The sequence below is a fragment of the Pseudomonas sp. GW456-L13 genome, from assembly GCF_017350115.1.
Lineage (GTDB): Bacteria > Pseudomonadota > Gammaproteobacteria > Pseudomonadales > Pseudomonadaceae > Aquipseudomonas > Aquipseudomonas jessenii.
Map to the genome: position 1 here is coordinate 1,154,752 of NZ_JACNAS010000001.1, position 21,180 is coordinate 1,175,931.

Here is a 21,180-nt window from a genome sequence, read left to right on the forward strand (position 1 = left end):
GACTCAGGTCCGCCGGCTTGCGCGCTGACTGCGATAAGTATCCAGCACCACCGCCACCACGATCACCGCGCCGGTAATGATGCGCTTGGTCGGTTCGGTTGCCCCGATCTGCGCCAGCCCCGCGGCCAGCACGGAAATGATCAGGACGCCAAAAAACGTGCTGATCACCGAGCCGCGCCCGCCCATCAGGCTGGTCCCGCCGATCACGACGGCCGCGATCACCTGCAATTCAAGACCGGAGCCAGCATTCGGGTCGGCGGCTTCCAGGCGAGAAATCTGGAACAACGCGGCAACGCCGGCCAGCAACCCCATCAGGCTGAAGACCAGGACCTTGTAAGGCTTCGGGTTGATCCCCGCCAGCCGCACAGCCTCTTCGTTGGTGCCGATACCGATCAGGTAGCGACCGAACACCGTCCGGGTCAACACGGCCTGAGCGACGAAAATGATCAGCAACGCAATGATGAACGACGGCGAAATGCCGAAGGCAATCGGATTGGACAGCCAGGCGAACGCATCGCCGATGTAGGCCGTACGCGAACCGGTCATCTGGTACGCCACACCGCGAGCCATTTCCAGCACGCCCAGGGACACGATGAATGATGGTATCCGCCACGCCACAGTGATCGAGCCGGTGATGGTACCGGCAAGCGCCGCGACGGCCATGCCCAGCAACGCCGCCGGCAGCACGCCCCAGCCCCACCCAAGAATCGCCACGCTCACGGTCGAGGCCGCCAGCGCCAGCACCGAGCCCACCGACAGGTCGATGCCACCGATGATCAACACAAAGGTCATGCCGACCGCCAGCACCATCAGGTCCGGAATCTGGTTGGCCAGAGTGCTGAAAGTATCGTACGACAGGAAGTGACTGCTCAGCACCGAGAACAGCACGATCATCGCCAACAAGGCACCCGCCAGCCCCAGATAGGTGCCCAGGCCGTAGAAGTTGCCACTGCGTTTGCCGGCATAAGAAGCGGTATTCATGGAAGATCCCTAGGCGCGGCTTCAACGAGCTGCGCATCACGTTTTTGGTAGCCGGCGAAAGCAGCGGCGAGCAACTCATCCTGGGTCCAGCTGTCGCGATCGAAGGTATCGATCAGGCTTCCTGCCGACAGCACGCCGATCCGGTCGCAGATCAGCATCAGCTCGCGCAAGTCGCTGGAGACCACCACCAGCGCCTTGCCCTGGCGGGTCAATTCACCGAGCAGGTTGTAGATATCGAACTTGGCGCCGACGTCGATGCCGCGGGTCGGCTCGTCGAACAGCAACACCGAGCAATCGCGCTCCAGCCAACGGCCGATAACGACTTTCTGCTGATTGCCGCCGGACAACTCGGACACCAGTTGTGCCGGACCGGAACTGCGGATGCGCATGGCGTCAATCTGACGCTGGGCCAGGGCGCGTTCCTTATCGTTGTCGACAAAGCCCGCGCCGGAGATGCCGGGCATGTTGCCCAAGGCGATATTGGCGCCGATCGACTGCGTCAACAAAAGGCCTTCGCCCTTGCGATCTTCAGTGATCAACGCGATGCCATGCCCGACCGCATCCACTGGCGAACGCACATTGATGACCTGCGCCGGCGCACCCAGGGCAATCGTGCCGCTGTCGGCGATATCCGCACCGAAGATCAGTCGCAGCAATTCAGTGCGCCCCGCGCCGATCAAACCGGAAATCCCGAAAATCTCTCCGGCACGGACTTCGAACGACACGTCGCGAACCTTGTCGGACCGGCTCAGGCCGTTGACCGTCAACACCGGAGCGCCGATCTTGCGCGCCCCCATATCGATATGTTCGCCGAGTTCGCGGCCGACCATCAGCGTGACCAATTGCTCGCTGTTGTAGTTGGCCATCGGCTCGACACAGACCAGGTTGCCGTCGCGCAGCACGGCAATGCGTTGCGCGACCCGCGCCAACTCTTCGAGGCGATGGGAGATGTAGATAATCGATACGCCGCGAGACTGCAGGCGGGTGATCTGCTCGAACAGCATTTCGACTTCGCGGGCAGTGAGCATCGCGGTCGGCTCGTCGAGAATCAGCACATGACAATCGCCAATCAGGTTGCGGGCGATCTCCACCATTTGCTGGTGGCCGATGCCCAGCTCGCCGACCAGGGTGTCCGGGTCGATGGCGTCTAGCCCGACATGAGCCATGGCCTCGATGGCGGCCTTGCGCAACTGCTTGCGACTGATCCAGCCGCCTTTGCTGGGCAAGTTGTCGAGAAACAGGTTTTCCGCCACCGACAGGGTCGGCAGCAGATTGAGTTCCTGCATGACCATGCGGATACCCAGCGCTTCAGCCTGAGCCCGGCTACCCGGACGGTAGTCCTGCCCCTGGTACTGCATCTGGCCGGTGGTCGGCGTGACCAACCCGCCAATAATCTTCGAAAGCGTGCTTTTGCCCGCACCGTTCTCGCCGGTCAGCGCCAGCACTTCCCCGCGCATGAGCGTCAAGTCGATGCCGGCCAGGACCGGTTGGGCGTAAGTCTTGCCGATACCACTGACCGAAAGGACAGCGTTCGGAGCGCAAACTGACATAGAAACTCTCCATGCGCCCGTCCGGCTGGACGAGCGCCGTTACGTCGCCAGAAGGCTACTTGGTGACCAGTTCTACCGGCGTTTCGATCACGCCATTGGCGCCGCCGTCGACCTTCTCGCCCTTGAGAATCTTCAATGCAGTCTCGATGCCGAACACCGCCTGTTTAGCCGCGAACTGGTCCGCAGTGGCCAGCACGCGACCATCCTTGAGCATAGGCTGGATGGCATTGATGTTGTCGTAGCCCACCACCTGCACCTTGCCGGCCTTGCCCGCGGCGCGCACCGCAGACACCGCACCGACCGCCATGCTGTCGTTGCCGGCCAACAGGGCCTTGGTTTGCGGGTATTCGCTGAGAATCGACGCAGCTACCTTGTTGCCCTTGTCGATCTCCCAGTCTCCGGACTGCAGGGACACGACCTTGATCTGCGCCGCCTCCATCGCATCCTTGAAACCTGCGGTCCGCTGCTGGGCATTGGTAGTGGTGGACACACCTTCGATGATGCCGACTTCGTCACCGGCCTTCAGCTGTTTGGCCAGGTAGTCCCCCACCAGCCGTGCGCCCTTGCGATTGTCCGGGCCTACGAACGGAACATTGATGTTTTTGCTTTTGACGACGGCGGGGTCCAGCTGGTTGTCGATGTTGATCACGGTGATACCGGCATCGATGGCTTTCTTGATCACCGGGACCATGGCCTTGGAGTCTGCCGGCGCAATCACCAGTGCATTGACCTTGGCCAGGATCATCTGCTCGACGATACGCGTCTGGCCTGCGGTGTCGGTTTCATCCTTGATGCCGTTGGAGATGAGGTCGAATTCGCCGGAGTGATCTTTCTGGTAGGCCTTGGCGCCGTCCTCCATTGTCAGGAAGAACTCGTTGGCCAGGGATTTCATGACCAGAGCGACTTTCGGTTTTTCAGTGGTTTCAGCAAAAGCCGAAGAGACAGGCAATGCAGCGGATGCAGCAGCCAACATAGCGACAGCGAGAAGACGTCCAGCGAATGGCAGCTTCATGGGTTCACTCCGATCTTATGATTATTGTGAGCAACGCTTGCGCTGGCGTAAGCTTCACGGCCCGCCGTGATGAAAAGCCATCATTGGAGCCGCGCAAACGTTTGCGTGAACCAAACTATGCGAACCCTGCCGGTATTTGTCAACGACCTGAAAAGCGCTTTCAGCTATGTTTGGCGAAAAACGGCATTCAGCTATGCCGTGGTATTGACCACCGATCCCGTGCCAGAACTCTTGGCCATTTCCTTGATCAGGCTCGCACTCACTTGCAGGATGGCGCCGTTGGTGTCGGCAACTTGCCCCTGTATGGCTGCTACTGCTGTGGTCTTGGCTTCCGGGGTTGGATAGGACGCTGCCTGGGCTTGTGCCAGTTGCTGCTGTTGCTCGCGCAATTGCTGCTGCAATTCCTTCAGACGCTTGAGCAAGACCTTCACCGCAACGCTGGTGTTATCGCTGGCTTCCGATTCGGCCTTTACGCCGGCACCCTCCCCCAGACCTACCGGGCCCGTCTTGACCTGGTTGCCATCGCTTTCCTTTGCACCCAGCGCTTGAGCAGCCGAATCAGCGGCTGCGTCGCTCAAGGCACGAAGGGTGGTGGCCGATTTGCCAGCGATGGTGATGCCGGCGGCATTGGGAATGCCAACAGATAACGACATGTGAACTCCTGAAGAAAAAATCCCTTGAAGGAGCATCGACCGGCGCCGGCGTTTCTTTAGTCATGACGGATGATTTGATCCGTTTAAATCCCAAACAAGACCACGATCCGTTTCGGAGAGCCGAACGCGAAAGTTAAACATGTTCGGCATTCCGGACGCCCAGCCCCGAAACCGCTCTGGACACAAACAGCAATACCGTTACAAATCATTAACTTAGGTGTGTTTTTCAATTCAGCGTATTACTGGTACAGATCCTGCTCTTCCCCTCGCACCCCCGGCGTTCAGATTCGCCCGGGGCGTATCTAGATGAACCTGCATCTGCACCGTCTCACAACTAGAAGAGAAAAATAATGACATCTGCACTCAAGACCTTCGTTCCGGGCGCCTTGGCCCTGCTGTTGCTTCTACCCACTGCCCTTCAGGCCAAAGAAGCCGAAACCCAACAAAAACTGGCCAACGTGGTGATCCTCGCCACCGGCGGTACCATTGCCGGCGCGGGGGCCAGCGCCGCCAATAGCGCAACCTATCAAGCGGCGAAAGTCGGCATTGAACAGTTGATCGCCGGCGTTCCTGAGCTGAGCCAATTGGCTAACGTTCGCGGCGAACAGGTCATGCAAATCGCCTCCGAAAGCATCACCAACGAAAACCTGCTGCAACTGGGTCGCCGCGTAGCCGAGCTGGCCGACAGCAAAGACGTCGATGGCATCGTGATCACCCACGGCACCGACACCCTGGAAGAAACGGCGTACTTCCTCAACCTGGTGGAAAAAACCGAGAAGCCGATCATCGTCGTGGGCTCCATGCGCCCAGGCACCGCGATGTCCGCCGATGGCATGCTGAACCTGTATAACGCGGTGGCCGTGGCCAGCAGCAAAGACGCGCGAGGCAAAGGTGTACTGGTGACCATGAACGATGAAATCCAGTCGGGTCGCGACGTCAGCAAAATGATCAATATCAAGACCGAAGCGTTTAAAAGTGCCTGGGGTCCGCTGGGCATGGTGGTAGAAGGCAAATCCTACTGGTACCGCCTGCCGGCCAAGCGTCACACCATGGATTCCGAATTCGACATCAAGACCATCAAGAGCCTGCCTGACGTCGAGATCGCCTATTCCTATGGCAACGTCAGCGACACCGCCTACAAGGCCCTGGCTCAGTCCGGCGCCAAAGCCATCATCCACGCCGGCACCGGCAATGGCTCGGTATCGTCGCGAGTGGTGCCCGCCCTGCAAGCCCTGCGCAAGGATGGCGTGCAGATCATTCGTTCCTCCCATGTCAACGCCGGCGGTTTTGTACTGCGCAACGCCGAACAGCCTGACGATAAATACGACTGGGTCGTGGCCAACGACCTGAATCCACAAAAAGCCCGGGTCCTGGCGATGGTCGCGTTGACCAAAACCAATGACAGCAAAGAGCTGCAACGGATGTTCTGGGAATACTGATTCGCCCTCGCCCGACCGGATCCGGTCGGGCACCCCGTGCGCCACTCGCCAGCCTTGGCGAGTGGCTGCCGCGGATCTGACAAAAAAACTCCCTTCGCCTTACGCCAAACGGAACAAATCGCTGTCAGAGGATTTTCTTGGTTTTTAAGCAGTTGCGAAATGGCCTACAGTTAAATACTGTATGCACGTACAGCTTAATAAGGATAATTCCGTGGACACCACCTCAGCCTCTCCCGACACCTATGTACGCATGGGCCTGCGCGTTCAGAAAATCATCAACTCCCCTACCGCACAAAAAGCCAGGGCAGCGTTGATCTTCCGCCTTCCCGACGAGCCGGTGGATGAATGGGAACGCTTACTGGAAGAAATAGACGAAAACGACAACGTCACCCTCGCCTATCGCGACGATGGCGGTGTGCAGATTTTCTGGGTTGTGCCGAAGGAAGATTGAGTCGATGAGTGTCCGCTGGTTTGCTTTGCTGTTTCTGTTTTTTGTCATGGGGGCGCAAGCCGACGCGCCGCGCACTTTTACCGAAGCGAAAAAGGTCGCCTGGAAGCTCTACGCGCCCCAGTCCACCGAGTTTTACTGTGGCTGCAAGTACACCGGCAACCGGGTGAACCTTGAAGCCTGCGGTTATGTGCCACGTAAAAATGCCAAGCGCGCATCCCGCATCGAGTGGGAGCATATTGTTCCGGCCTGGCAAATCGGCCATCAACGCCAGTGCTGGCAAGAGGGCGGTCGCAAGAACTGCACCCGCTACGACCCGGTTTACCAGAAGGCCGAGGCTGATTTGCACAACCTGGTGCCCAGCATTGGCGAGGTCAATGGCGATCGCAGCAACTTCAGCTTTGGCTGGCTGCCCGAGCAGTCGGGGCAATATGGTTCCTGCCTGACCCAGGTCGACTTCAAGGCCAAGAAAGTCATGCCCCGCCCTTCCATTCGCGGCATGATCGCCCGGACCTACTTCTACATGAGCAAGCAGTATGGCTTGCGCCTGTCGAAACAGGATCGACAACTGTACGAAGCCTGGGACAAGACCTATCCGGTACAGGCCTGGGAACGCCAACGCAATCAGAGCGTGGGGTGCGTCATGGGGCGCGGCAACGAGTTCGTCGGCCCGGTAGACATGAAGGCCTGCGGCTGAATCCAGGACGGGACACTGAAACAAAAAAGGCCCCGGTGCTAAACGCCCGAGGCCTTTTTTGTTTCTTCAACGTCTGCGCTACGTTATTGAGCGGCTGGACGCTCAAGCACCAGCAATTCGATGTTCTGTTTCTTCGCGCGAGTGAGTGCCGCGCGAACTTCATCCTGTTTGGCTTCGGCTTCGGCTTTCGAATTGAATGGCCCCACCAGGATTCGGGTATTGCCATTCTCCTTGACGACACTGGACATGAAACTGTGCTCGATCAGCCAGCCACTCAGATCACTGACCGCCTGAGGGGTTTCACCTCGCACTTCAAGATCCCATTGCGGACCGGAAACTGGCGCGGGTACGGCAGCCATGGCCGGCTTGGGCTTCGGCGCATCCACACGGCTGCCCTCGCCACATCCCGCCAGTGCCAATATCGCGATGATCAAAACCATTTTGCGCACGACGCTTCCCTCCAAATGCATAAAGCGGCGATTTTAACACCCATGAATACTTCACGAGTGCCGTAAAATGGGCTCAAAACAACGAGATTGATGATTGCGGCCTCTGTATAGTTACACCTTGGGAATTAATGCCACATCTGCGCGTCAGAAAGAGGCACCCAAACCACGAGACTTCGCACTAATCTATACATACCACCGACCTCTGCACTGTCCGAATCAGGTGCCCCACAAAGCAATCAAGGAGAAGACCATGCTGATACTCACCCGCAAAGTCGGTGAAAGCATAAACATTGGTGATGACATTACGATCACCATCCTGGGCGTAAGCGGCCAGCAAGTCAGGATCGGCATCAACGCTCCGAAGGACGTTGCAGTGCATCGTGAAGAAATTTACCAGCGCATTCAGGCCGGCCTGACCGCCCCGGAAAAGCCGCAATCCTGAATCCTGTTGCAGTCAGTAGCCAGCCCGTTCAGTCCGGAATTACGGCTGGCTAAAGATTCAGCACCCCATCGCCCTGCGCTTTCGCCCCCACCCAAACCCCTGGGGCCGATACTAGCGGCAAGCTCCATCCTTTTGCTGTCAGACTTTTCTGGTTTACCCCAGGGAAGGATGCGTTCACTGCGCAGTCAACCAAGCATCACGCCTCGCGCCATGCCAGTCGCTGCCACCACCATCAGCAACACCAGCAGCGCCTCGATATGACTGATCCGTGCAAACAGCTTCGCACGGCCGGTATCGATCGCCACTTTACGGGCAAGCGCTATCCGCCATTTGATCAGCGTCACCATCGGCGCAATCTCCAGCAACAAGATCAGGACGAACAGCGTCATCTTCAGATGAAACAGCGGCTGATGCAGGTAATAGTCCGCGCCCTTCTCGTACCCGCCAAAGGCTCGCATCCCGCCACTGATCAATAAAACGACAGCTGAAATACCCCAGATATTGTCCGCCATCAAAACACTGCGCACCTCTGTGGCGCCATCGGCCAAACGCCGAAAAGCCGTGCCTCGAACCAATACCGCCCAGAATCCCAAGGCAAATGCCAGAAGATGAACCGCCGCCAGAAACCATTGAGTCAGCATCGAGAAACTCCTGCCAGGTCGAAGTTGTATGAGCCTGTCAGTAGTAGCCCATGAAATGGCTGCGTGCACGCCATCCGCAGACAATGCCCGGAACACAATATGACAGACCTACTAGACTCCACTGCGCCGGTATTGAGCGTCCGTGACAGTACCCGCCCCAACAGCAACTCACTCTCACCCCATTGAACTGAGTAAACAAAATCATGTGTAAATCATGTGATTCAAGCTCTGCTTCAAACACAACAGGCCGTCGTCGTTTTCTTCAATTTGCCGGATTGAGCGCAGGCGCCCTGCTGCTGACCGGCACACTGCCCGGCAAGATCATCCAGGCAGCCGAAAAAGCGTCAGCCCCACCCAAACCTCAAAACGTAATCAGTCCCGACATGGCGTTGAAAAGACTGATGGAGGGCAATGCACGATATGTAGGCGGCACTTCCACGACGCACGATTTCAAGGCAGAGCGAGAGGCCTTGGTGTCCGGCCAAAATCCGTTCGTGGCCGTGCTGAGTTGTTCTGACTCGAGGATCGCCCCGGAATATGCGTTCGACACCGCGCGCGGCGATCTTTTCTCCATCCGCGTTGCGGGCAACTTCGTTACACCGGAAGGCTTGGCCAGTCTTGAATACGGGGTTGCCGTACTGGGCGCCCCGCTGATTCTCGTACTCGGGCATGAGAGTTGCGGTGCCATCGAGGCCGGTATCAAGGCGGTCAAGGATCAGACAATTTTTCCCGGTCATATCCCGAAACTGACTGACGCACTCAAGTCGGCAGTCGAGGCAGTACTCAAGCAGCCCGGGAACCTGATGGAAAACGCCACCGCGCAAAACGTCAAAAATTCGGTCAACAACCTGAAACAGGCCTCGCCATTGCTGACTGATGCGCAGAGCAAAGGCGCGCTCAAGATCGTGGGCGGTATCTATCGCCTGGCGAGCGGCAAGGTGGAGTTGATCGTTTGACCCGCAATGCGCACGCCCCCAGCATCGGTGCATGACCCCGCATGCAAAGAGCCCAGCGCGACGGCTGGGCTCTGGTTATCTTCGGTTTTGCATCATTTTATCCGCGAGGACTCTGGCCCTCTCGATCAACAGGTTCTGCCTGTCCTCGTGAGTAGCCTCGCCCACAATCGGGGCAGTCAGATTGCTTTCGGCAATCAATGCAGCGCAGAAATATCGATCCCAGACAGTCGTGTCCACAGGTGCCTGTTTGCTCATTTGATCGGCGTTCATAGGCGGCTCCTTTTGATAAGGTCGCCTTGCTAGTTTACGCCTGAATAACAAAAAATCCGGACCATCATTCACAGGCACCCGCCATTCGTCGCCTGCCGGAACACAACGAGGAATTCGCCCGTATCCATGGCTTGAGGCTTGCTAAGATCGCCCGTAGCAGCGCCGGAACGACATGATTCTGACGCCGCAGCCATTCAATCAATGCTTAAGGACGCCAGCGATACGCTTGGTCAGTCACCGGGAGATGTAACGTGTCAACGCTCAACGAAATCGCAATGAACCACGCGAGAATGGCCAAGGAAAAAGCAGGAAAGTCGACCGAACTGAGCGAGCGCCACCTCCAGATCGTAGGGAGCTTCGAAGTACCGTCCATTGAAGTACAACAGAACATCCCAATGCACCTGATCGCAGGAGCACAGGAAGGCCACCACGGCCTTGCAGCGACCTTTGCCCTCTGACGCCTATTGAGGCTGGCGACGACCTGAACGATTACCTGGCAATCACTGGTGGCCCGGTATCCGCTCAGCAATCGTCGCGCCCGCATCAACGTTCACATTGCCCAGCGTGAACGAGCCCGATACGTTGTGAACACCTGAAGAAATCCGGGACAACAAAAAGGGCCCACCTTTCGGTGAGCCCTTCCAGGCCGCCCAGCAGAGCGGACTTTATCTGGTACGCGCGATGGCCAATGGGTTGAAAGCTAAAAGTTATTTCGCGACATACTTCGCGCCGTGCGGGTCGTCAAGTTTTGCCTGCAATATCCCCCACTCGCGCTGAATGATCGAGTATGGAATAAAGATGCTGAGCCTCTCAGCCCCCTTTACGCCGGAGTGATTGCTCACATCGTTCAGGGTGGTTGAATAGAAACCAATATTGATGCCGACAATATGGCCGTCACTTGCAAGGACCGGCCCGCCCGACATGCCCTTGATCAGCGGGGCATCGTGGATGGCATAGAGATCACCGCTGTGTTCAGCGGCATTGACGAAAGGCGTTTCATACACCTTGCCCTTCCCGGTAGTGGTCATGAAGTAAGGACTCGCCCCAACGGCAGTTATGCTCTCGCCCACACGCGGTGCGCGCCATGACGGGTAGCGGCCGTTGGCCTTGTGCAGGATGAAGACGAGATCACAACCAGTGCTGCAGCTGTACTTCACGTTGGGGATGAACGGAGTGTGGCGAGTGGTTACGGCGTAGTCCTCGTTCCATTGCACGGCCGAGGCCATGTATAGATACGGTGCGGGAAAGCCCGAGTAGACTAAAAAATATGAATCATTCGCAGATCCCGAAAAGTCGGGTTTTACGATGCCGTTGCATCCTGCAGTTACAGCTCCTATTAAAAAGCAGGCCATGATCTTGATCATGATATATCACCGACTTAATAGGGAGAATGTGACTGTTTTTTGTTGTCAATATTTTGTCTTTTATTGGGTTGCAGTACTCCTCGCCGCTTGTTCCAGTTTGACGCTTTCTTACTTATGGCTGAGATTGTAATGGGGCGTATGAATAAATCGCGCTAAGACCAATCGCTTTTCGATCAACTTAAAAAGTTCAAATATTTGGCGCCTGAAAAACGTTAAAGACGAGAATAAAAACCAAGAGTTTCTATGGACTCCCTCGTTAATTACGCCAACGGTCATGGGAAGTAGCACCTACCTGAATCATTCGCCATGCCCTTCACCCACAAAAGCAACAAGAAGCCTGAAGGCAATCCAGTTGTCCTGCACTACAGCGGCGCCGTAACTCACTAACGAAACTCAATATATGCTGACGGATCAGCACCCACCCTTTTTTTCTCACCCGTTAAGCCCGCCCATACGGGAGTTTTTCGCCTGCTACCTACAGTGTGCGCACCTCTTGGCTACGATTTTTTTCATGGAGGAAGCGCGATGTCAGAATGTCTTACCGCCGCCCCGCTCAATCCTCCCGACGAAGACTTTATTGCCCTCGATGAAGTTGCTGCCTGGATCGACCAGCGCGGCTCTAAGTGTGTATTTGATCGCATCAACAGGCCGACGTTACGGTGTTTAACAAACCCCAACGCCTGTCTTCTAACAATCTGACGATTATCAAATTAACTCGCATGAAATGTGTAGTGCTTGAATTACTAACAAGCGGTGAGGAGCGTGTTATTGGCAACGAGGAAATCCTTATGAAGTTAAATAAGGACCCTTATAATTACAAAGGATTGCCCATGTGCCACAGTAGACTGCAAGTGAAATCCAAGAAGCTCACTAAAGGCAACAACTTCCTCCGTACAGTAAGAAGCCGTGGTGACTGCTTGATCATGTGCATCAATCATCACTTGAATGGCGTTTAACACATGCGTCAAGGTGATGAAGAGCATGCCGGACAACAGCGTCGACAGGGTGCTGGCCGATCTGCGCTACTGCACTACCCAGTGCGCGCGGGGCATGATTATCCCCTTCGAACGGCTCTGGCGTGAGCACCTGCGGATCGCTAAACCGGAAGCGGCCATTGTGGCTACGTGACTTCAGCAAGCGGCAGCTCAAAGTCATGTTCTGTTTTTTTTTGGGGGGGGGGAGGCGCGAATGCACCTTCGACGAGGCGAAGGATCATCTGCTTGAGGCTTTGGCCCAAGTAAAGAGGCCTTGCCGTTCTTATCGCCTTGCCAGGGCTTTGACTTCTCCGGCAGAGGCGGCCCCGACAAGGGGCGTGCGCTGAACGCCTGCAAGGTGCGAAAGCATTGGCAGATCCGCCACGCTGAACTACTTGGTTTTTGTCGCCTGCACCTTGTCTCGAATTGGTGCCCACCCTGACCAGTTGCTGGCCATTCAGTAATCCATCTGAAACACACCAGGCCGGGCAAGCGGTAATGACTTTACCCAGCGCAACGCCAAGTGTCCCGAACACAACCCTGAAAAAAAATAACATTGAACCTGCAGGTGAACGGAGGGCGATGAAACGCTATGAGGGCCGCGCTACATGAGGTTGTCAGTGAATGTCTGCAGGCGCCGCGCACACCTACGACCACGTACCGGCCGGCGAGCGCCCCACTTTTCATGAGATCCGAGCCTTGGGGACATGGCTGTACGAGCGGTAGAAATTCCCACAGGAGTCCTTCCAAGCGCTGATGGGGCATGCAGACGAGAAGATGACGAAGCACTATCAGGAGGGGCACGACGAAAAGTAAATCGAGTACATGGAGGTGGGCGCCAAGTTGGCGTTTTGAGCGGGGAGTTTGCAAATCGCAGACAACAAAAAAGGGCCCACCTTTCGGTGAGCCCTTCTAGACCGCCCAGCAGAGCGGATTTTGTTTGGTAGGCGCGATTGGACTCGAACCAACGACCCCCACCATGTCAAGGTGGTGCTCTAACCAACTGAGCTACGTGCCTGCTGTGAGGCGGCATTCTACGGAATTCCGGAGGGGTGTCAACACCTTTTTTCGCGCTAACCCTATGAATATGCAAAATATTTAATTTTGCCGGTACAAAGAAGATTTTCCGGGTGCTGGCGGGCGATTTTCAACTCGGGTAGGATCAACGCACTCGTAAAATATATTAAACAGAGGCTGCCGGATGGCTAACACTCCCTACCCAGAATCCTATTACGCCGCATCGGCCAATGCGGTTCCACCGCGCCCGGCGTTGCAGGATGACGTGGAGACCGATGTCTGTGTGATTGGCGCCGGTTATACGGGGCTGTCCGCTGCCCTGTTTCTGCTGGAGAACGGCTTCAAGGTCACGGTGCTCGAGGCTGCCAGGGTGGGTTTCGGGGCGTCCGGGCGTAATGGCGGCCAGATCGTTAACAGCTATAGCCGCGATATCGATGTCATCGAGCGCACGGTCGGTCCCAAGCAGGCCCAGTTGCTGGGGCAGATGGCGTTCGAGGGTGGGCGAATCATTCGTGAGCGGGTCGCCAGGTACAACATTCAGTGCGACTTGAAGGACGGTGGCGTGTTCGCCGCGATGACCGCCAAGCAGATGGGTCATCTCGAATCCCAGAAGCGCCTGTGGGAGCGTTTCGGGCACACCCAGCTTGAGTTGATGGATCAACGCCGCATCCGCGAGGTGGTTGCCTGCGATCAATACGTCGGCGGGATGCTCGACATGAGTGGCGGCCACATCCATCCGCTTAACCTGGCGCTGGGTGAAGCGGCGGCGGTCGAGTCCCTCGGCGGGACGATCTATGAGCAGTCGCCGGCCGTACGCATCGAGCGCGGGGCCAGCCCGGTGGTGCACACGCCGCAGGGTAAGGTCCGGGCCAAATTCATCATCGTCGCCGGCAACGCTTACCTGGGCAATCTGGTGCCGGAACTGGCCGCCAAGTCGATGCCTTGCGGCACACAGGTGATTACCACCGAGCCATTAGGTGAAGAACTGGCCAAGACCCTGCTGCCTCAGGATTACTGCGTCGAAGACTGCAATTACCTGCTCGACTACTACCGCCTCAGCGGCGACAAGCGTCTGATTTTCGGTGGTGGCGTGGTGTATGGCGCGCGGGATCCGGCGAACATCGAAGCGATCATCCGGCCGAAGATGCTCAAGGCATTCCCGCAGCTCAAGGACGTGAAGATCGATTACGCGTGGACGGGCAACTTCCTGCTGACCCTGTCGCGCCTGCCCCAGGTCGGACGCCTGGGCGACAACATCTACTATTCCCAGGGCTGCAGCGGCCATGGCGTGACCTACACGCACCTGGCGGGCAAGGTGCTGGCCGAAGCGCTGCGCGGCCAGGCCGAGCGTTTTGACGCCTTTGCCGACCTGCCCCACTACCCGTTCCCCGGCGGCCAGTTGCTGCGCACACCGTTTGCGGCATTGGGTGCGTGGTATTACGGATTGCGGGATAAATTCGGGTACTAAGCGACACGCAATACATTGTGGGAGCGAGCCTGCTCGCGATATCGGTCTGGCAGCCAACGAATGTGTTGGATGTTACGACCTCATCGCGAGCAAGCTCGCTCCCACAGGTTTTGGGGGTTAGAGACGATCTCGTGGGATACCGCTTCGGATCCGCAAGATATCGGCCAGTACCGCCAGCGCGATCTCTGCCGGCGTCTTGCTGCCCAGGTTCAGCCCGATGGGAGCATGAATCCGCCCCAACTCGACATCCCCCAGACCACCGATGCGCCGCAACCGCTCGAAGCGCTTTTGCGAGGTCTGCATGGAGCCCATCACACCGATGTAAAACGCGTCGGTGCGCACTGCCTCCATCATCGCCAAATCGTCGATACGTGGATCGTGGGTCAACGCCACCACCGCCGTGTCGCTGTGGCAACCGCCGTCAGCGATGAACACCGACGGAAGTTGACGGCGAATCTCCACATTTTCCAGCACGACGCCTTCGAGCACTTCGTCCCGCGGGTCACACAGAATCACCTCGAACCCAAGCCCCACGGCAAACTCCGCACAGGCCTGGGCGACACTGGAATACCCCGCCAGCAGCAAGCGCTGGGCCGCGCCGACGCGTACACGCACCCGGTCGATTTCACGCTCGATACGCACACCCTGCTCACGATCATCGAACAGGCTGCGCACACCACTTTGCAGATCAACCTCGCGGATCAACCGACGTCGGCCCAACAGCGCCGACTCCAGTTCCCGCAGATGCGCTTGCACCTCGCAATCGGCCTCGAGCTTCTCGACCAGCACGTCCAGCACCCCGCCACAGGGCAGGCTGACGCGTGAGCGTGGATCGTCGCCTTCGCCGTAACGAACAACGCTGACTGGCTCCAGAAACGCGTCCTCGGCGACTCGCTCGAGAAAGTCTTCCTCGACACAGCCACCGGACAGCGAGCCAATCCAGTACCCCTGCGTGTTCACCGCCAGCAGCGAACCCGGTGCGCGCGGTGCCGAGCCGTAAGTGGCCAGCACCGTACACAGCCAGATGCGCTGACCGGCCGCCGACCACTCCAGCGCCCGACGCACCACTTGCAGATCCAGATGCTGCATATCAGTGGGCCTTGTGCTCGAGCGGCGGCGCATCGGCCCGCAACTTCTGCACGTCGTTCACTGCCAGATCATTCGGCTGACCACCCCAGCCCTGACGCAGGTAGTTCAGCAGGTCCGTGAGTTGTTCGTCATTCAGCTTATCGACAAACCCTGGCATCGGTTGCATGTGTTCGAATCCGGAGAACTTCTGCTCACCGATACCGTCGTCGATCACCCGCACCAGGTTGCGCGGATCTTCCAGGCGCAGCGTGGTGTTGCCGCGCATGGCGACGGCGATGTGCGGTTTGCCCTCACCGCCCGGTGCATGGCAACCGGCGCAGACATTCAAATATTCCTGACGGCCACGCTGGACACTCGGGCTCAGTTTGTCCAACGGCACTTCGACGAGCACTTTCGCCGCAGGCGGCTGATCGCCGAGCAGGAAAGTCGCCATCGCCGCCAGATCCGGATCGCTGAGGCCCTGGGTGCTGTTGTGGAACACCGGGAACATCTCGTTGAACATCGTGCCCTGGGCGCTCATGCCGTGTTTGAGGAACGAGCTCAGGTCCTGATGATTCCAGCCACGGGCCGCCAGGTCAGTGGCCAGCAGACTCGGCGCCAGATAACCATTGAGAATGCCGCCGGTCATGCGTTTGTCCATCTGCATAGCACCGGGCAGGCCGCGCGGGGTGTGGCACTCGCCACAGTGCCCCAGCACGTCGACCATGTACTGGCCGCGCTTCCAGGCTTCGCTTTTGCCTTCAGCCGGTTCCAGCTTCACGTCCTTGCCGTACATCATGTTCCAGCCCATCAGGCCCAGGCGCACGTTGAACGGGAAGCTCAGGCTGGTGACCGGTGCTGCGCGCTCGATCGGCTCGACGGTTTTCAGGTAGGCATGAATCGCGTCGGAATCTGCACGCGGGATCAGGTGATACGAGGTGTAGGGCATCGCCGGATACAGGTTCGCGCCATCACGGCGCTTGCCTTCGGTCAGCGCGGCGAAGAACTCGTCATCGTTGTACAGACCGATACCGTGCTCTTTGCTCGGGGTGATGTTGGTGCCGTAGATCGTGCCGAACGGCGACACGATCGGCAGGCCGCCCGCGTACGGCGCGCCACCCGGTGCGGTGTGGCACGCCATGCAGTCGGCGGCGCGGGCGAGGTACTCGCCTTGCTTGACCTGCGCATCATCGGCGTGAGCTGCCACCACAGGCGCAGCCAGACCAACCGCCAGCGCCAGGCGGCTAAGTAGAAGCTTCATGCTTAACCCTCCTTGACCAGGCCGAGATCGGTCAGCACGTTGCGGGTGGCGCTGTAGTAGCGCACGTACCCGGTGCAACGGCAGATGTGATGACCGAGGCTGTCCTCGATGACTTTTTCCAGCTGGCTTTTGACGATGGGCTGACGCTGCAGCTTTTCCACCAGCACGGTCGCGGCATTCACGAAGCCCGGCGCGCAGTAGCTGCACTGGAAGGCGAACTCGTCGACGAAACGCTGCTGGATCGGGTTCAGCTCGGTGACCTTGCCCTGCTCGTCGCAGGTCGCATGGCCTTCGATGGTCCGAACCTTCTTGCCTTCGAAATAGTGCGCGCCGGTGATGCAGGTGCGCACTTCTTCACTGGTGCCGTCCGGGTTGTCGACGATCACCACGCAGGCGTGGCAGATGCCCTGGCCGCAGCCCAGGCGCGAACCGGTGAGGTTCTTGTATTCGTGCAGGTAGTCGATCATCGGCAGGTCATCAGGGATGTCCACCGGGCCGACGGATTGACCGTTGAGGGTCAGTTGAAGCGGACGGTTAGCCATTGAGGGCCTCCTTGATGCGTGCAGAAGTGATAGGCAGGTCGCGGACACGTTTACCGATGGCATGGGCCACGGCGTTACCGATGGCACCGACCACCGGGATCATCACCACCTCGGCGATGCCCTTGGACGGGTCGCTCGGCGACAATGGCGGCAGGATTTCCGCAGTCTGTTTCCACACCGCGACGTGACGCGCCATCGGCAAGCGGTAACGGTTAAAGTTCCAGTCACCCTCCCCCGGCCCGCCTTCGTACAACGGCATCTCTTCCATCAGCGCATGGCCGATGCCCATGGCGATCCCGCCTTCGAGCTGACCCCTGACCAGTTCTTCCACCAGAACCCGACCGCACTCGACCCACGAGTGATGGTTGAGCACCGACACCTCGTTCGAACCCTTATTGACCTTCACTTCCACCAGCGTCGCGACCGGGCTGTAGTAAGTCACCGCCGCGTTGTTCAGCTGGGTCGCCGGGTAGGCGATGCCCTGCCGATCCAGCAGATGGAAACCGGCGCTGTTCATCTGCGCTTTCTTCGCCTTCGGTGCACCGTCGCCGTACTTCACGGCCAGACCGTCGAGCGGCAAGCGCTCACGCACGCCGTCGATGCTGAACTCGGCCTCGGCCCAGCTCCAGCGGTTGAAACCGTGCACGGTGGCGCCGCTCACCAGGCCACGCTCGTGAACGCGCTTGGCCAGCATGGCGAAAGGCAGTGGCTCCATACCGTTGGCCGTGAGCTTACCGTCGACCCAATGGGCGTCTTCGCGGCGCACCACGTAAGGGTTGGCCTGACCGCCGTAAGGGCCTTGTCGCCAGATTTCCAGCGCCGCCGGCCACAGGCCGTGGTTGAACAGCACGCGCGCCGCTTCACGGGTCGCGTGGCTGAAGTAGTACGCCGAGTTGGTGGCCGACGAAGCCGAAGCGACCTTGCCGACCCAGCGCGGATTGCGCAGGAAGTTGTCCTGCTCGGCCTGGCTCATGATGTACGGGTTGCCGCCACTGACCAGCTGCAACTCTTTCCATTCGGTTTCGCCGGTCTTCACTTCGTGCGCCGGAACACCGAGGAAATCGGCCACGACCATGGCCTGAGAGGTGGACATGCCGGTGCCGATTTCGATACCGATGTGGCGCAGGCTGATGCGACCTTCGGCGGTGAATTCAATGCTGGCCATCGGCGCTTCGGAACCGGTACCGAAGTCTTTCTGGCAGATGGCGAAACCCACCCCGTACCAGTTGTCCGGATCGGCGGCTTCGCGTTGTTTCTTGATCGCCTCGCGGTTTTTCCAGACTTCGTGAACCGCGGCCTTGTCGAGAATCTCGTGCAGGCGCAAGGCACCGGCCGGGATCGCGCCCTGGGTGTTTTTCATGCCCGAGCGCAGTGCGTTCTTGCGACGCAGCTCAATCGCATCGACACCGAGGCGACCGGCGATTTCATCGACCATCATCTCGGTCGCCGCCATGCTTTGCAGGGTGCCGTAGCCACGCATCGACCCGGCTTCAACGGCGCGGGAGTGATAAGCCGTGACCTGCAGATCGTTCTGCGGCATGTAGTAGATCGACTGTGCCGCCGTGGCGCCCACCGCAGCCACCGATGGGCTGTAGTTGATTCGTCCGCCACCGTCGACGCTCATCTCGGAGCGGAAAATCTTGAAGCTGTGGTCGTTCTTGTCCACCGCCAATTGGTAGCGAATGTCGAACGGGTGACGCTTGATGCCGCTCTGGAACTGCTCGTAGCGGTCGTTGGCCAGGCGTACCGGTACACCGGCGCCGTACAACGCCGCGAGGGCTGCGTAGTAGACGAAAATGTTGTGATCTTTCGAGCCATAACCGACGGTGTAACCCGGGTGCATGTTCAGGTTGGCCAGGCCGAAACGCGACGGCGCGATCATCTTCGCGGTTTCGGTCGCGGTTTCCAGTGGGCACTGTGTCGCCACCACGAAATGCAGGGTTTTGGTGGCCGGGTCGTACCAGCCGTTGCCGTTGTCCGGCTCGAGGGCGGCCGGTTCGATCGACGGGGTCTTGTAGCGCTCGTCGAACACCAGCCAGTTGTCCGGCGGCGTATCGATCTGCTGCTTCATGCGCTCGGCGTAGAACAACCCGCGCTCGGTCAGGTTGCCGTGCAGGTTCGGCTGGGAGTTCCACACCGGACGACGGTTTTTCAGCATCGGGAACAGAATCGAATCCTTGAGGCTGGCGAATTCGTCTTCGTCCGCCGAGGTCGCGCCGCCGACGCGCACGTAGCGGAAGCTGCCGTACGGATCGCCTTCGTAGAACGGCACCTGGGCACCGTAACGAATCGCCTTGTCATTGAATTTGAGTTGGTTCTTGGCCTGACGGAAGCGCTCGAAGTCGTTCCAGATCAGGATCGCCACCGGGTGGCCGATGAACATCGGCACCTTGCCGGCCGGCAACAGCGGATCCGGGGCGTGCTCCTCAGGGAACACGATACCGTCCTTGACCAGGTCTTCGGCGGTGACGATGCGGTCCGGTTGCAACTCGGCACCGAGCCACGACAGGTCGATGCCAGCAAAGATGTGGTCGGCCTTGATGGTTTTGAGCAGCATGGCGTGGCCTTGCTGCTGCGGCCAGCCCGGCATGTCCTTGGCGCGGATGTCGCGGGCAAAGACCTTGCTGCCGCAGACCTTGGACAAGGCATCGTTACGGGCGCGCGCCTTGCCATTGTTGCCGAGCCACTGCTCGGACGGCACGGTCACGCTGTTTTCCATCAAGGCGGCCAGCGCCTGGCTGCTCAATGGCGTGAGCGTCACGCTCACACCCGCTACCAGCCCGCCCTGAAGGAACGAGCGCCGGGATATATCACGGTTGGACATGGATCATCCTCTGGGCGGTTATGGGGTCCGCCCTTCTGGTTATGTTCTGGAAATCTCGAGTCTTGCAGAAGCCCTTTTCGACGATACAAAGGGCTGTTGTTGACAGTGCAAAGCTGACCGAAAGGTTAAGTTTATAGGCTTATGCCTTCGCGGAAAACTAAAAACTGACCAAGAAATCAAAAAACCGCGGCTTTTCGTCGCAGCAGATCGATGAACAACCCCAACTCCCGGCTGATGTGCTCGCCCTTGCGCAACAACAACCCGAAGGGCGCCATCTGCACATCCAGTTCCACCGGCAGCGCCACCACCAGGCCCATTTTAAGATAGTCGCGCAATGCGGTTTCCGACAGGACCATGATCGCGTCGGTCAGCTGAATCAGTTGCTGCATGGAGTACACCGAACTGCATTCGATGATGTCTGCCGGCAACGGCAACGCCAGGCGCTGCAACGCCTGATCCAGACCGATGCGCGCCGGACTGGTTTCCGGTTGCAGGATCCACGGCCAACCGCTGACCAGCTCCGCCATCTCCAGTTTTTTGCGTCGCGCCAGCGGGTGGCCGGCGTGCACCACCACCAGCAAGCGTTCGTTACCCAGTTGCTCGAAGACGTAATGCTCACTGTCGGTGGCGGCATTGCGCCGGGCGATGGCAAGGTCGATGCGACCCTGTTCCAGCAACTGGATCACCTGGTCGCTGGTGTCGCCCATGATGCGGATCCGCAGCTGCGGATTGAGCGACTTGATTTCAGCAATCGAATCCATCACCAGGCCCGGCGCCGCGCCCATGATGGTACCGATCGACAGATAGCCGTAGCCGCCCAGCTGCCGCGCCATCAGATCCTCGGCACAACGGTCGAGGCCACTGAGGGCCGACTCGGCAAAGCGAATCAGCTCCTGGCCCAACGCTGTCGGGCGCATCCCCCGCGGCAGGCGTTCGAACAGATCGCAGCCGAACATGTCTTCAATCTCATGGAGCATGCGGGTTGCCGCCGGTTGCGACATGTTCAGGCTTTGCGAAGCGCGGTGCAGGTTCTGGCTGCTACTGAGCGTCACCAACATGTGCAGATGCTTGTAACGCAGGCGATTGAGCAGGCTGCGGGAGATGATCGGCGTGGTCATGACGGG

Annotated in this window: 21 protein-coding genes and 1 tRNA gene; 8 read left to right on the forward strand and 14 right to left on the reverse strand. The window is 58.7% G+C overall.

Annotated elements, in window-relative coordinates; translation table 11 throughout:
* Positions 1-3 precede the first annotated feature (3 nt).
* From J4D25_RS05175 to J4D25_RS05190, 4 genes are all read right to left on the reverse strand, one after another.
* Positions 4-981, reverse strand: coding sequence for an ABC transporter permease (locus J4D25_RS05175; RefSeq protein WP_057715545.1), 978 nt, complete (start codon positions 979-981; stop codon positions 4-6).
* Positions 978-2,531, reverse strand: a complete 1,554-nt coding sequence (locus tag J4D25_RS05180; RefSeq protein WP_057715546.1) for a sugar ABC transporter ATP-binding protein — start codon at positions 2,529-2,531, stop codon at positions 978-980. The genes J4D25_RS05175 and J4D25_RS05180 overlap by 4 nt, the downstream gene beginning before the upstream one ends.
* A 55-nt stretch (positions 2,532-2,586) precedes the next feature.
* Positions 2,587-3,543: a sugar ABC transporter substrate-binding protein gene (locus J4D25_RS05185; protein WP_057715547.1), complete on the reverse strand. Its 957-nt coding sequence runs from the start codon at positions 3,541-3,543 to the stop codon at positions 2,587-2,589.
* Between the two features lie 191 nt (positions 3,544-3,734).
* Positions 3,735-4,196: a hypothetical protein gene (locus tag J4D25_RS05190; RefSeq protein ID WP_057715548.1), complete on the reverse strand. Its 462-nt coding sequence runs from the start codon at positions 4,194-4,196 to the stop codon at positions 3,735-3,737.
* Positions 4,197-4,546: 350 nt separating this feature from the next.
* Here J4D25_RS05190 and J4D25_RS05195 point away from each other — a divergent pair, with 350 nt between their 5' ends.
* The 3 genes from J4D25_RS05195 to J4D25_RS05205 all read left to right on the forward strand — a co-directional run bounded on the left by J4D25_RS05195 (position 4,547) and on the right by J4D25_RS05205 (position 6,780).
* Entirely contained in the window at positions 4,547-5,635 is a 1,089-nt protein-coding gene (locus tag J4D25_RS05195; protein ID WP_057715549.1) for an asparaginase, read from the forward strand.
* Between the two features lie 181 nt (positions 5,636-5,816).
* A complete protein-coding gene (locus J4D25_RS05200; RefSeq protein WP_046041595.1) occupies positions 5,817-6,086 on the forward strand; it encodes a DUF1654 domain-containing protein in 270 nt (89 codons plus the stop codon).
* A gap of 4 nt (positions 6,087-6,090) precedes the next feature.
* Complete coding sequence (locus tag J4D25_RS05205) at positions 6,091-6,780, forward strand: endonuclease (RefSeq protein ID WP_057715550.1); 690 nt, start codon at positions 6,091-6,093, stop codon at positions 6,778-6,780.
* Between the two features lie 83 nt (positions 6,781-6,863).
* Here J4D25_RS05205 and J4D25_RS05210 read toward each other — a convergent pair whose 3' ends face one another.
* Complete coding sequence (locus J4D25_RS05210; protein WP_057715551.1) at positions 6,864-7,229, reverse strand: hypothetical protein; 366 nt, start codon at positions 7,227-7,229, stop codon at positions 6,864-6,866.
* 250 nt (positions 7,230-7,479) lie between these two features.
* Between J4D25_RS05210 and csrA the strand changes: the two genes are divergently transcribed.
* Entirely contained in the window at positions 7,480-7,671 is a 192-nt protein-coding gene (gene csrA, locus J4D25_RS05215) for a carbon storage regulator CsrA (protein ID WP_007975691.1), read from the forward strand.
* A 185-nt stretch (positions 7,672-7,856) separates the two neighbouring features.
* Here csrA and J4D25_RS05220 read toward each other — a convergent pair whose 3' ends face one another.
* A complete protein-coding gene (locus J4D25_RS05220; protein ID WP_057715552.1) occupies positions 7,857-8,312 on the reverse strand; it encodes a DUF2214 family protein in 456 nt (151 codons plus the stop codon).
* A gap of 203 nt (positions 8,313-8,515) precedes the next feature.
* On the opposite strand from J4D25_RS05220, the gene J4D25_RS05225 reads away from it, so the two are divergent.
* A complete protein-coding gene (locus J4D25_RS05225) occupies positions 8,516-9,268 on the forward strand; it encodes a carbonic anhydrase (protein ID WP_057715553.1) in 753 nt (250 codons plus the stop codon).
* A 75-nt stretch (positions 9,269-9,343) separates the two neighbouring features.
* Here J4D25_RS05225 and J4D25_RS05230 read toward each other — a convergent pair whose 3' ends face one another.
* Positions 9,344-9,538: a hypothetical protein gene (locus J4D25_RS05230; protein WP_057715554.1), complete on the reverse strand. Its 195-nt coding sequence runs from the start codon at positions 9,536-9,538 to the stop codon at positions 9,344-9,346.
* Between the two features lie 251 nt (positions 9,539-9,789).
* Between J4D25_RS05230 and J4D25_RS05235 the strand changes: the two genes are divergently transcribed.
* A complete protein-coding gene (locus J4D25_RS05235) occupies positions 9,790-9,996 on the forward strand; it encodes a hypothetical protein (protein WP_057715555.1) in 207 nt (68 codons plus the stop codon).
* A gap of 249 nt (positions 9,997-10,245) precedes the next feature.
* Here J4D25_RS05235 and J4D25_RS05240 read toward each other — a convergent pair whose 3' ends face one another.
* Positions 10,246-10,902 (reverse strand): trypsin-like peptidase domain-containing protein, encoded by a 657-nt coding sequence (locus tag J4D25_RS05240; protein WP_057715556.1) that lies wholly within the window; start codon positions 10,900-10,902, stop codon positions 10,246-10,248.
* A 945-nt stretch (positions 10,903-11,847) separates the two neighbouring features.
* Between J4D25_RS05240 and J4D25_RS05245 the strand changes: the two genes are divergently transcribed.
* On the forward strand, positions 11,848-12,030 hold the full coding sequence (locus tag J4D25_RS05245) for a hypothetical protein (protein WP_057715557.1): 183 nt from the start codon (positions 11,848-11,850) through the stop codon (positions 12,028-12,030).
* A gap of 787 nt (positions 12,031-12,817) precedes the next feature.
* On the opposite strand, the gene J4D25_RS05250 is transcribed toward J4D25_RS05245, so the two are convergent.
* Positions 12,818-12,894: transfer RNA gene (locus tag J4D25_RS05250), tRNA-Val, on the reverse strand.
* A gap of 183 nt (positions 12,895-13,077) precedes the next feature.
* Between J4D25_RS05250 and J4D25_RS05255 the strand changes: the two genes are divergently transcribed.
* A complete protein-coding gene (locus J4D25_RS05255) occupies positions 13,078-14,361 on the forward strand; it encodes an FAD-binding oxidoreductase (RefSeq protein ID WP_057715558.1) in 1,284 nt (427 codons plus the stop codon).
* Between the two features lie 117 nt (positions 14,362-14,478).
* Here J4D25_RS05255 and J4D25_RS05260 read toward each other — a convergent pair whose 3' ends face one another.
* The 5 genes from J4D25_RS05260 to J4D25_RS05280 all read right to left on the reverse strand — a co-directional run bounded on the left by J4D25_RS05260 (position 14,479) and on the right by J4D25_RS05280 (position 21,174).
* Positions 14,479-15,450 carry an XdhC family protein gene (locus J4D25_RS05260; RefSeq protein WP_057715559.1) on the reverse strand — a complete coding sequence of 324 codons (972 nt, stop codon included), beginning with the start codon at positions 15,448-15,450 and terminating at the stop codon, positions 14,479-14,481.
* 1 nt (position 15,451) lies between these two features.
* A complete protein-coding gene (locus J4D25_RS05265; RefSeq protein WP_057715560.1) occupies positions 15,452-16,690 on the reverse strand; it encodes a cytochrome c in 1,239 nt (412 codons plus the stop codon).
* Between the two features lie 2 nt (positions 16,691-16,692).
* Entirely contained in the window at positions 16,693-17,232 is a 540-nt protein-coding gene (locus J4D25_RS05270) for a (2Fe-2S)-binding protein (RefSeq protein ID WP_015095868.1), read from the reverse strand.
* Complete coding sequence (locus J4D25_RS05275) at positions 17,225-20,056, reverse strand: xanthine dehydrogenase family protein molybdopterin-binding subunit (protein ID WP_057715561.1); 2,832 nt, start codon at positions 20,054-20,056, stop codon at positions 17,225-17,227. Before J4D25_RS05275 ends, J4D25_RS05270 begins: the two co-directional genes overlap by 8 nt.
* Positions 20,057-20,232: 176 nt before the next feature.
* A complete protein-coding gene (locus tag J4D25_RS05280; protein ID WP_057715562.1) occupies positions 20,233-21,174 on the reverse strand; it encodes a LysR family transcriptional regulator in 942 nt (313 codons plus the stop codon).
* Positions 21,175-21,180 lie beyond the last annotated feature (6 nt).

Coding starts and splice junctions, on each gene's coding strand:
- J4D25_RS05175 (WP_057715545.1), bottom strand. CDS start 981: ATGAATACCGCTTCTTATGCCGGCAAACGCAGTGGCAACTTCTACGGC.
- J4D25_RS05180 (WP_057715546.1), bottom strand. CDS start 2,531: ATGTCAGTTTGCGCTCCGAACGCTGTCCTTTCGGTCAGTGGTATCGGC.
- J4D25_RS05185 (WP_057715547.1), bottom strand. CDS start 3,543: ATGAAGCTGCCATTCGCTGGACGTCTTCTCGCTGTCGCTATGTTGGCT.
- J4D25_RS05190 (WP_057715548.1), bottom strand. CDS start 4,196: ATGTCGTTATCTGTTGGCATTCCCAATGCCGCCGGCATCACCATCGCT.
- J4D25_RS05195 (WP_057715549.1), top strand. CDS start 4,547: ATGACATCTGCACTCAAGACCTTCGTTCCGGGCGCCTTGGCCCTGCTG.
- J4D25_RS05200 (WP_046041595.1), top strand. CDS start 5,817: ATGCACGTACAGCTTAATAAGGATAATTCCGTGGACACCACCTCAGCC.
- J4D25_RS05205 (WP_057715550.1), top strand. CDS start 6,091: ATGAGTGTCCGCTGGTTTGCTTTGCTGTTTCTGTTTTTTGTCATGGGG.
- csrA (WP_007975691.1), top strand. CDS start 7,480: ATGCTGATACTCACCCGCAAAGTCGGTGAAAGCATAAACATTGGTGAT.
- J4D25_RS05220 (WP_057715552.1), bottom strand. CDS start 8,312: ATGCTGACTCAATGGTTTCTGGCGGCGGTTCATCTTCTGGCATTTGCC.
- J4D25_RS05225 (WP_057715553.1), top strand. CDS start 8,516: ATGTGTAAATCATGTGATTCAAGCTCTGCTTCAAACACAACAGGCCGT.
- J4D25_RS05230 (WP_057715554.1), bottom strand. CDS start 9,538: ATGAACGCCGATCAAATGAGCAAACAGGCACCTGTGGACACGACTGTC.
- J4D25_RS05240 (WP_057715556.1), bottom strand. CDS start 10,902: ATGATCAAGATCATGGCCTGCTTTTTAATAGGAGCTGTAACTGCAGGA.
- J4D25_RS05245 (WP_057715557.1), top strand. CDS start 11,848: ATGGCGTTTAACACATGCGTCAAGGTGATGAAGAGCATGCCGGACAAC.
- J4D25_RS05255 (WP_057715558.1), top strand. CDS start 13,078: ATGGCTAACACTCCCTACCCAGAATCCTATTACGCCGCATCGGCCAAT.
- J4D25_RS05260 (WP_057715559.1), bottom strand. CDS start 15,450: ATGCAGCATCTGGATCTGCAAGTGGTGCGTCGGGCGCTGGAGTGGTCG.
- J4D25_RS05265 (WP_057715560.1), bottom strand. CDS start 16,690: ATGAAGCTTCTACTTAGCCGCCTGGCGCTGGCGGTTGGTCTGGCTGCG.
- J4D25_RS05270 (WP_015095868.1), bottom strand. CDS start 17,232: ATGGCTAACCGTCCGCTTCAACTGACCCTCAACGGTCAATCCGTCGGC.
- J4D25_RS05275 (WP_057715561.1), bottom strand. CDS start 20,056: ATGTCCAACCGTGATATATCCCGGCGCTCGTTCCTTCAGGGCGGGCTG.
- J4D25_RS05280 (WP_057715562.1), bottom strand. CDS start 21,174: ATGACCACGCCGATCATCTCCCGCAGCCTGCTCAATCGCCTGCGTTAC.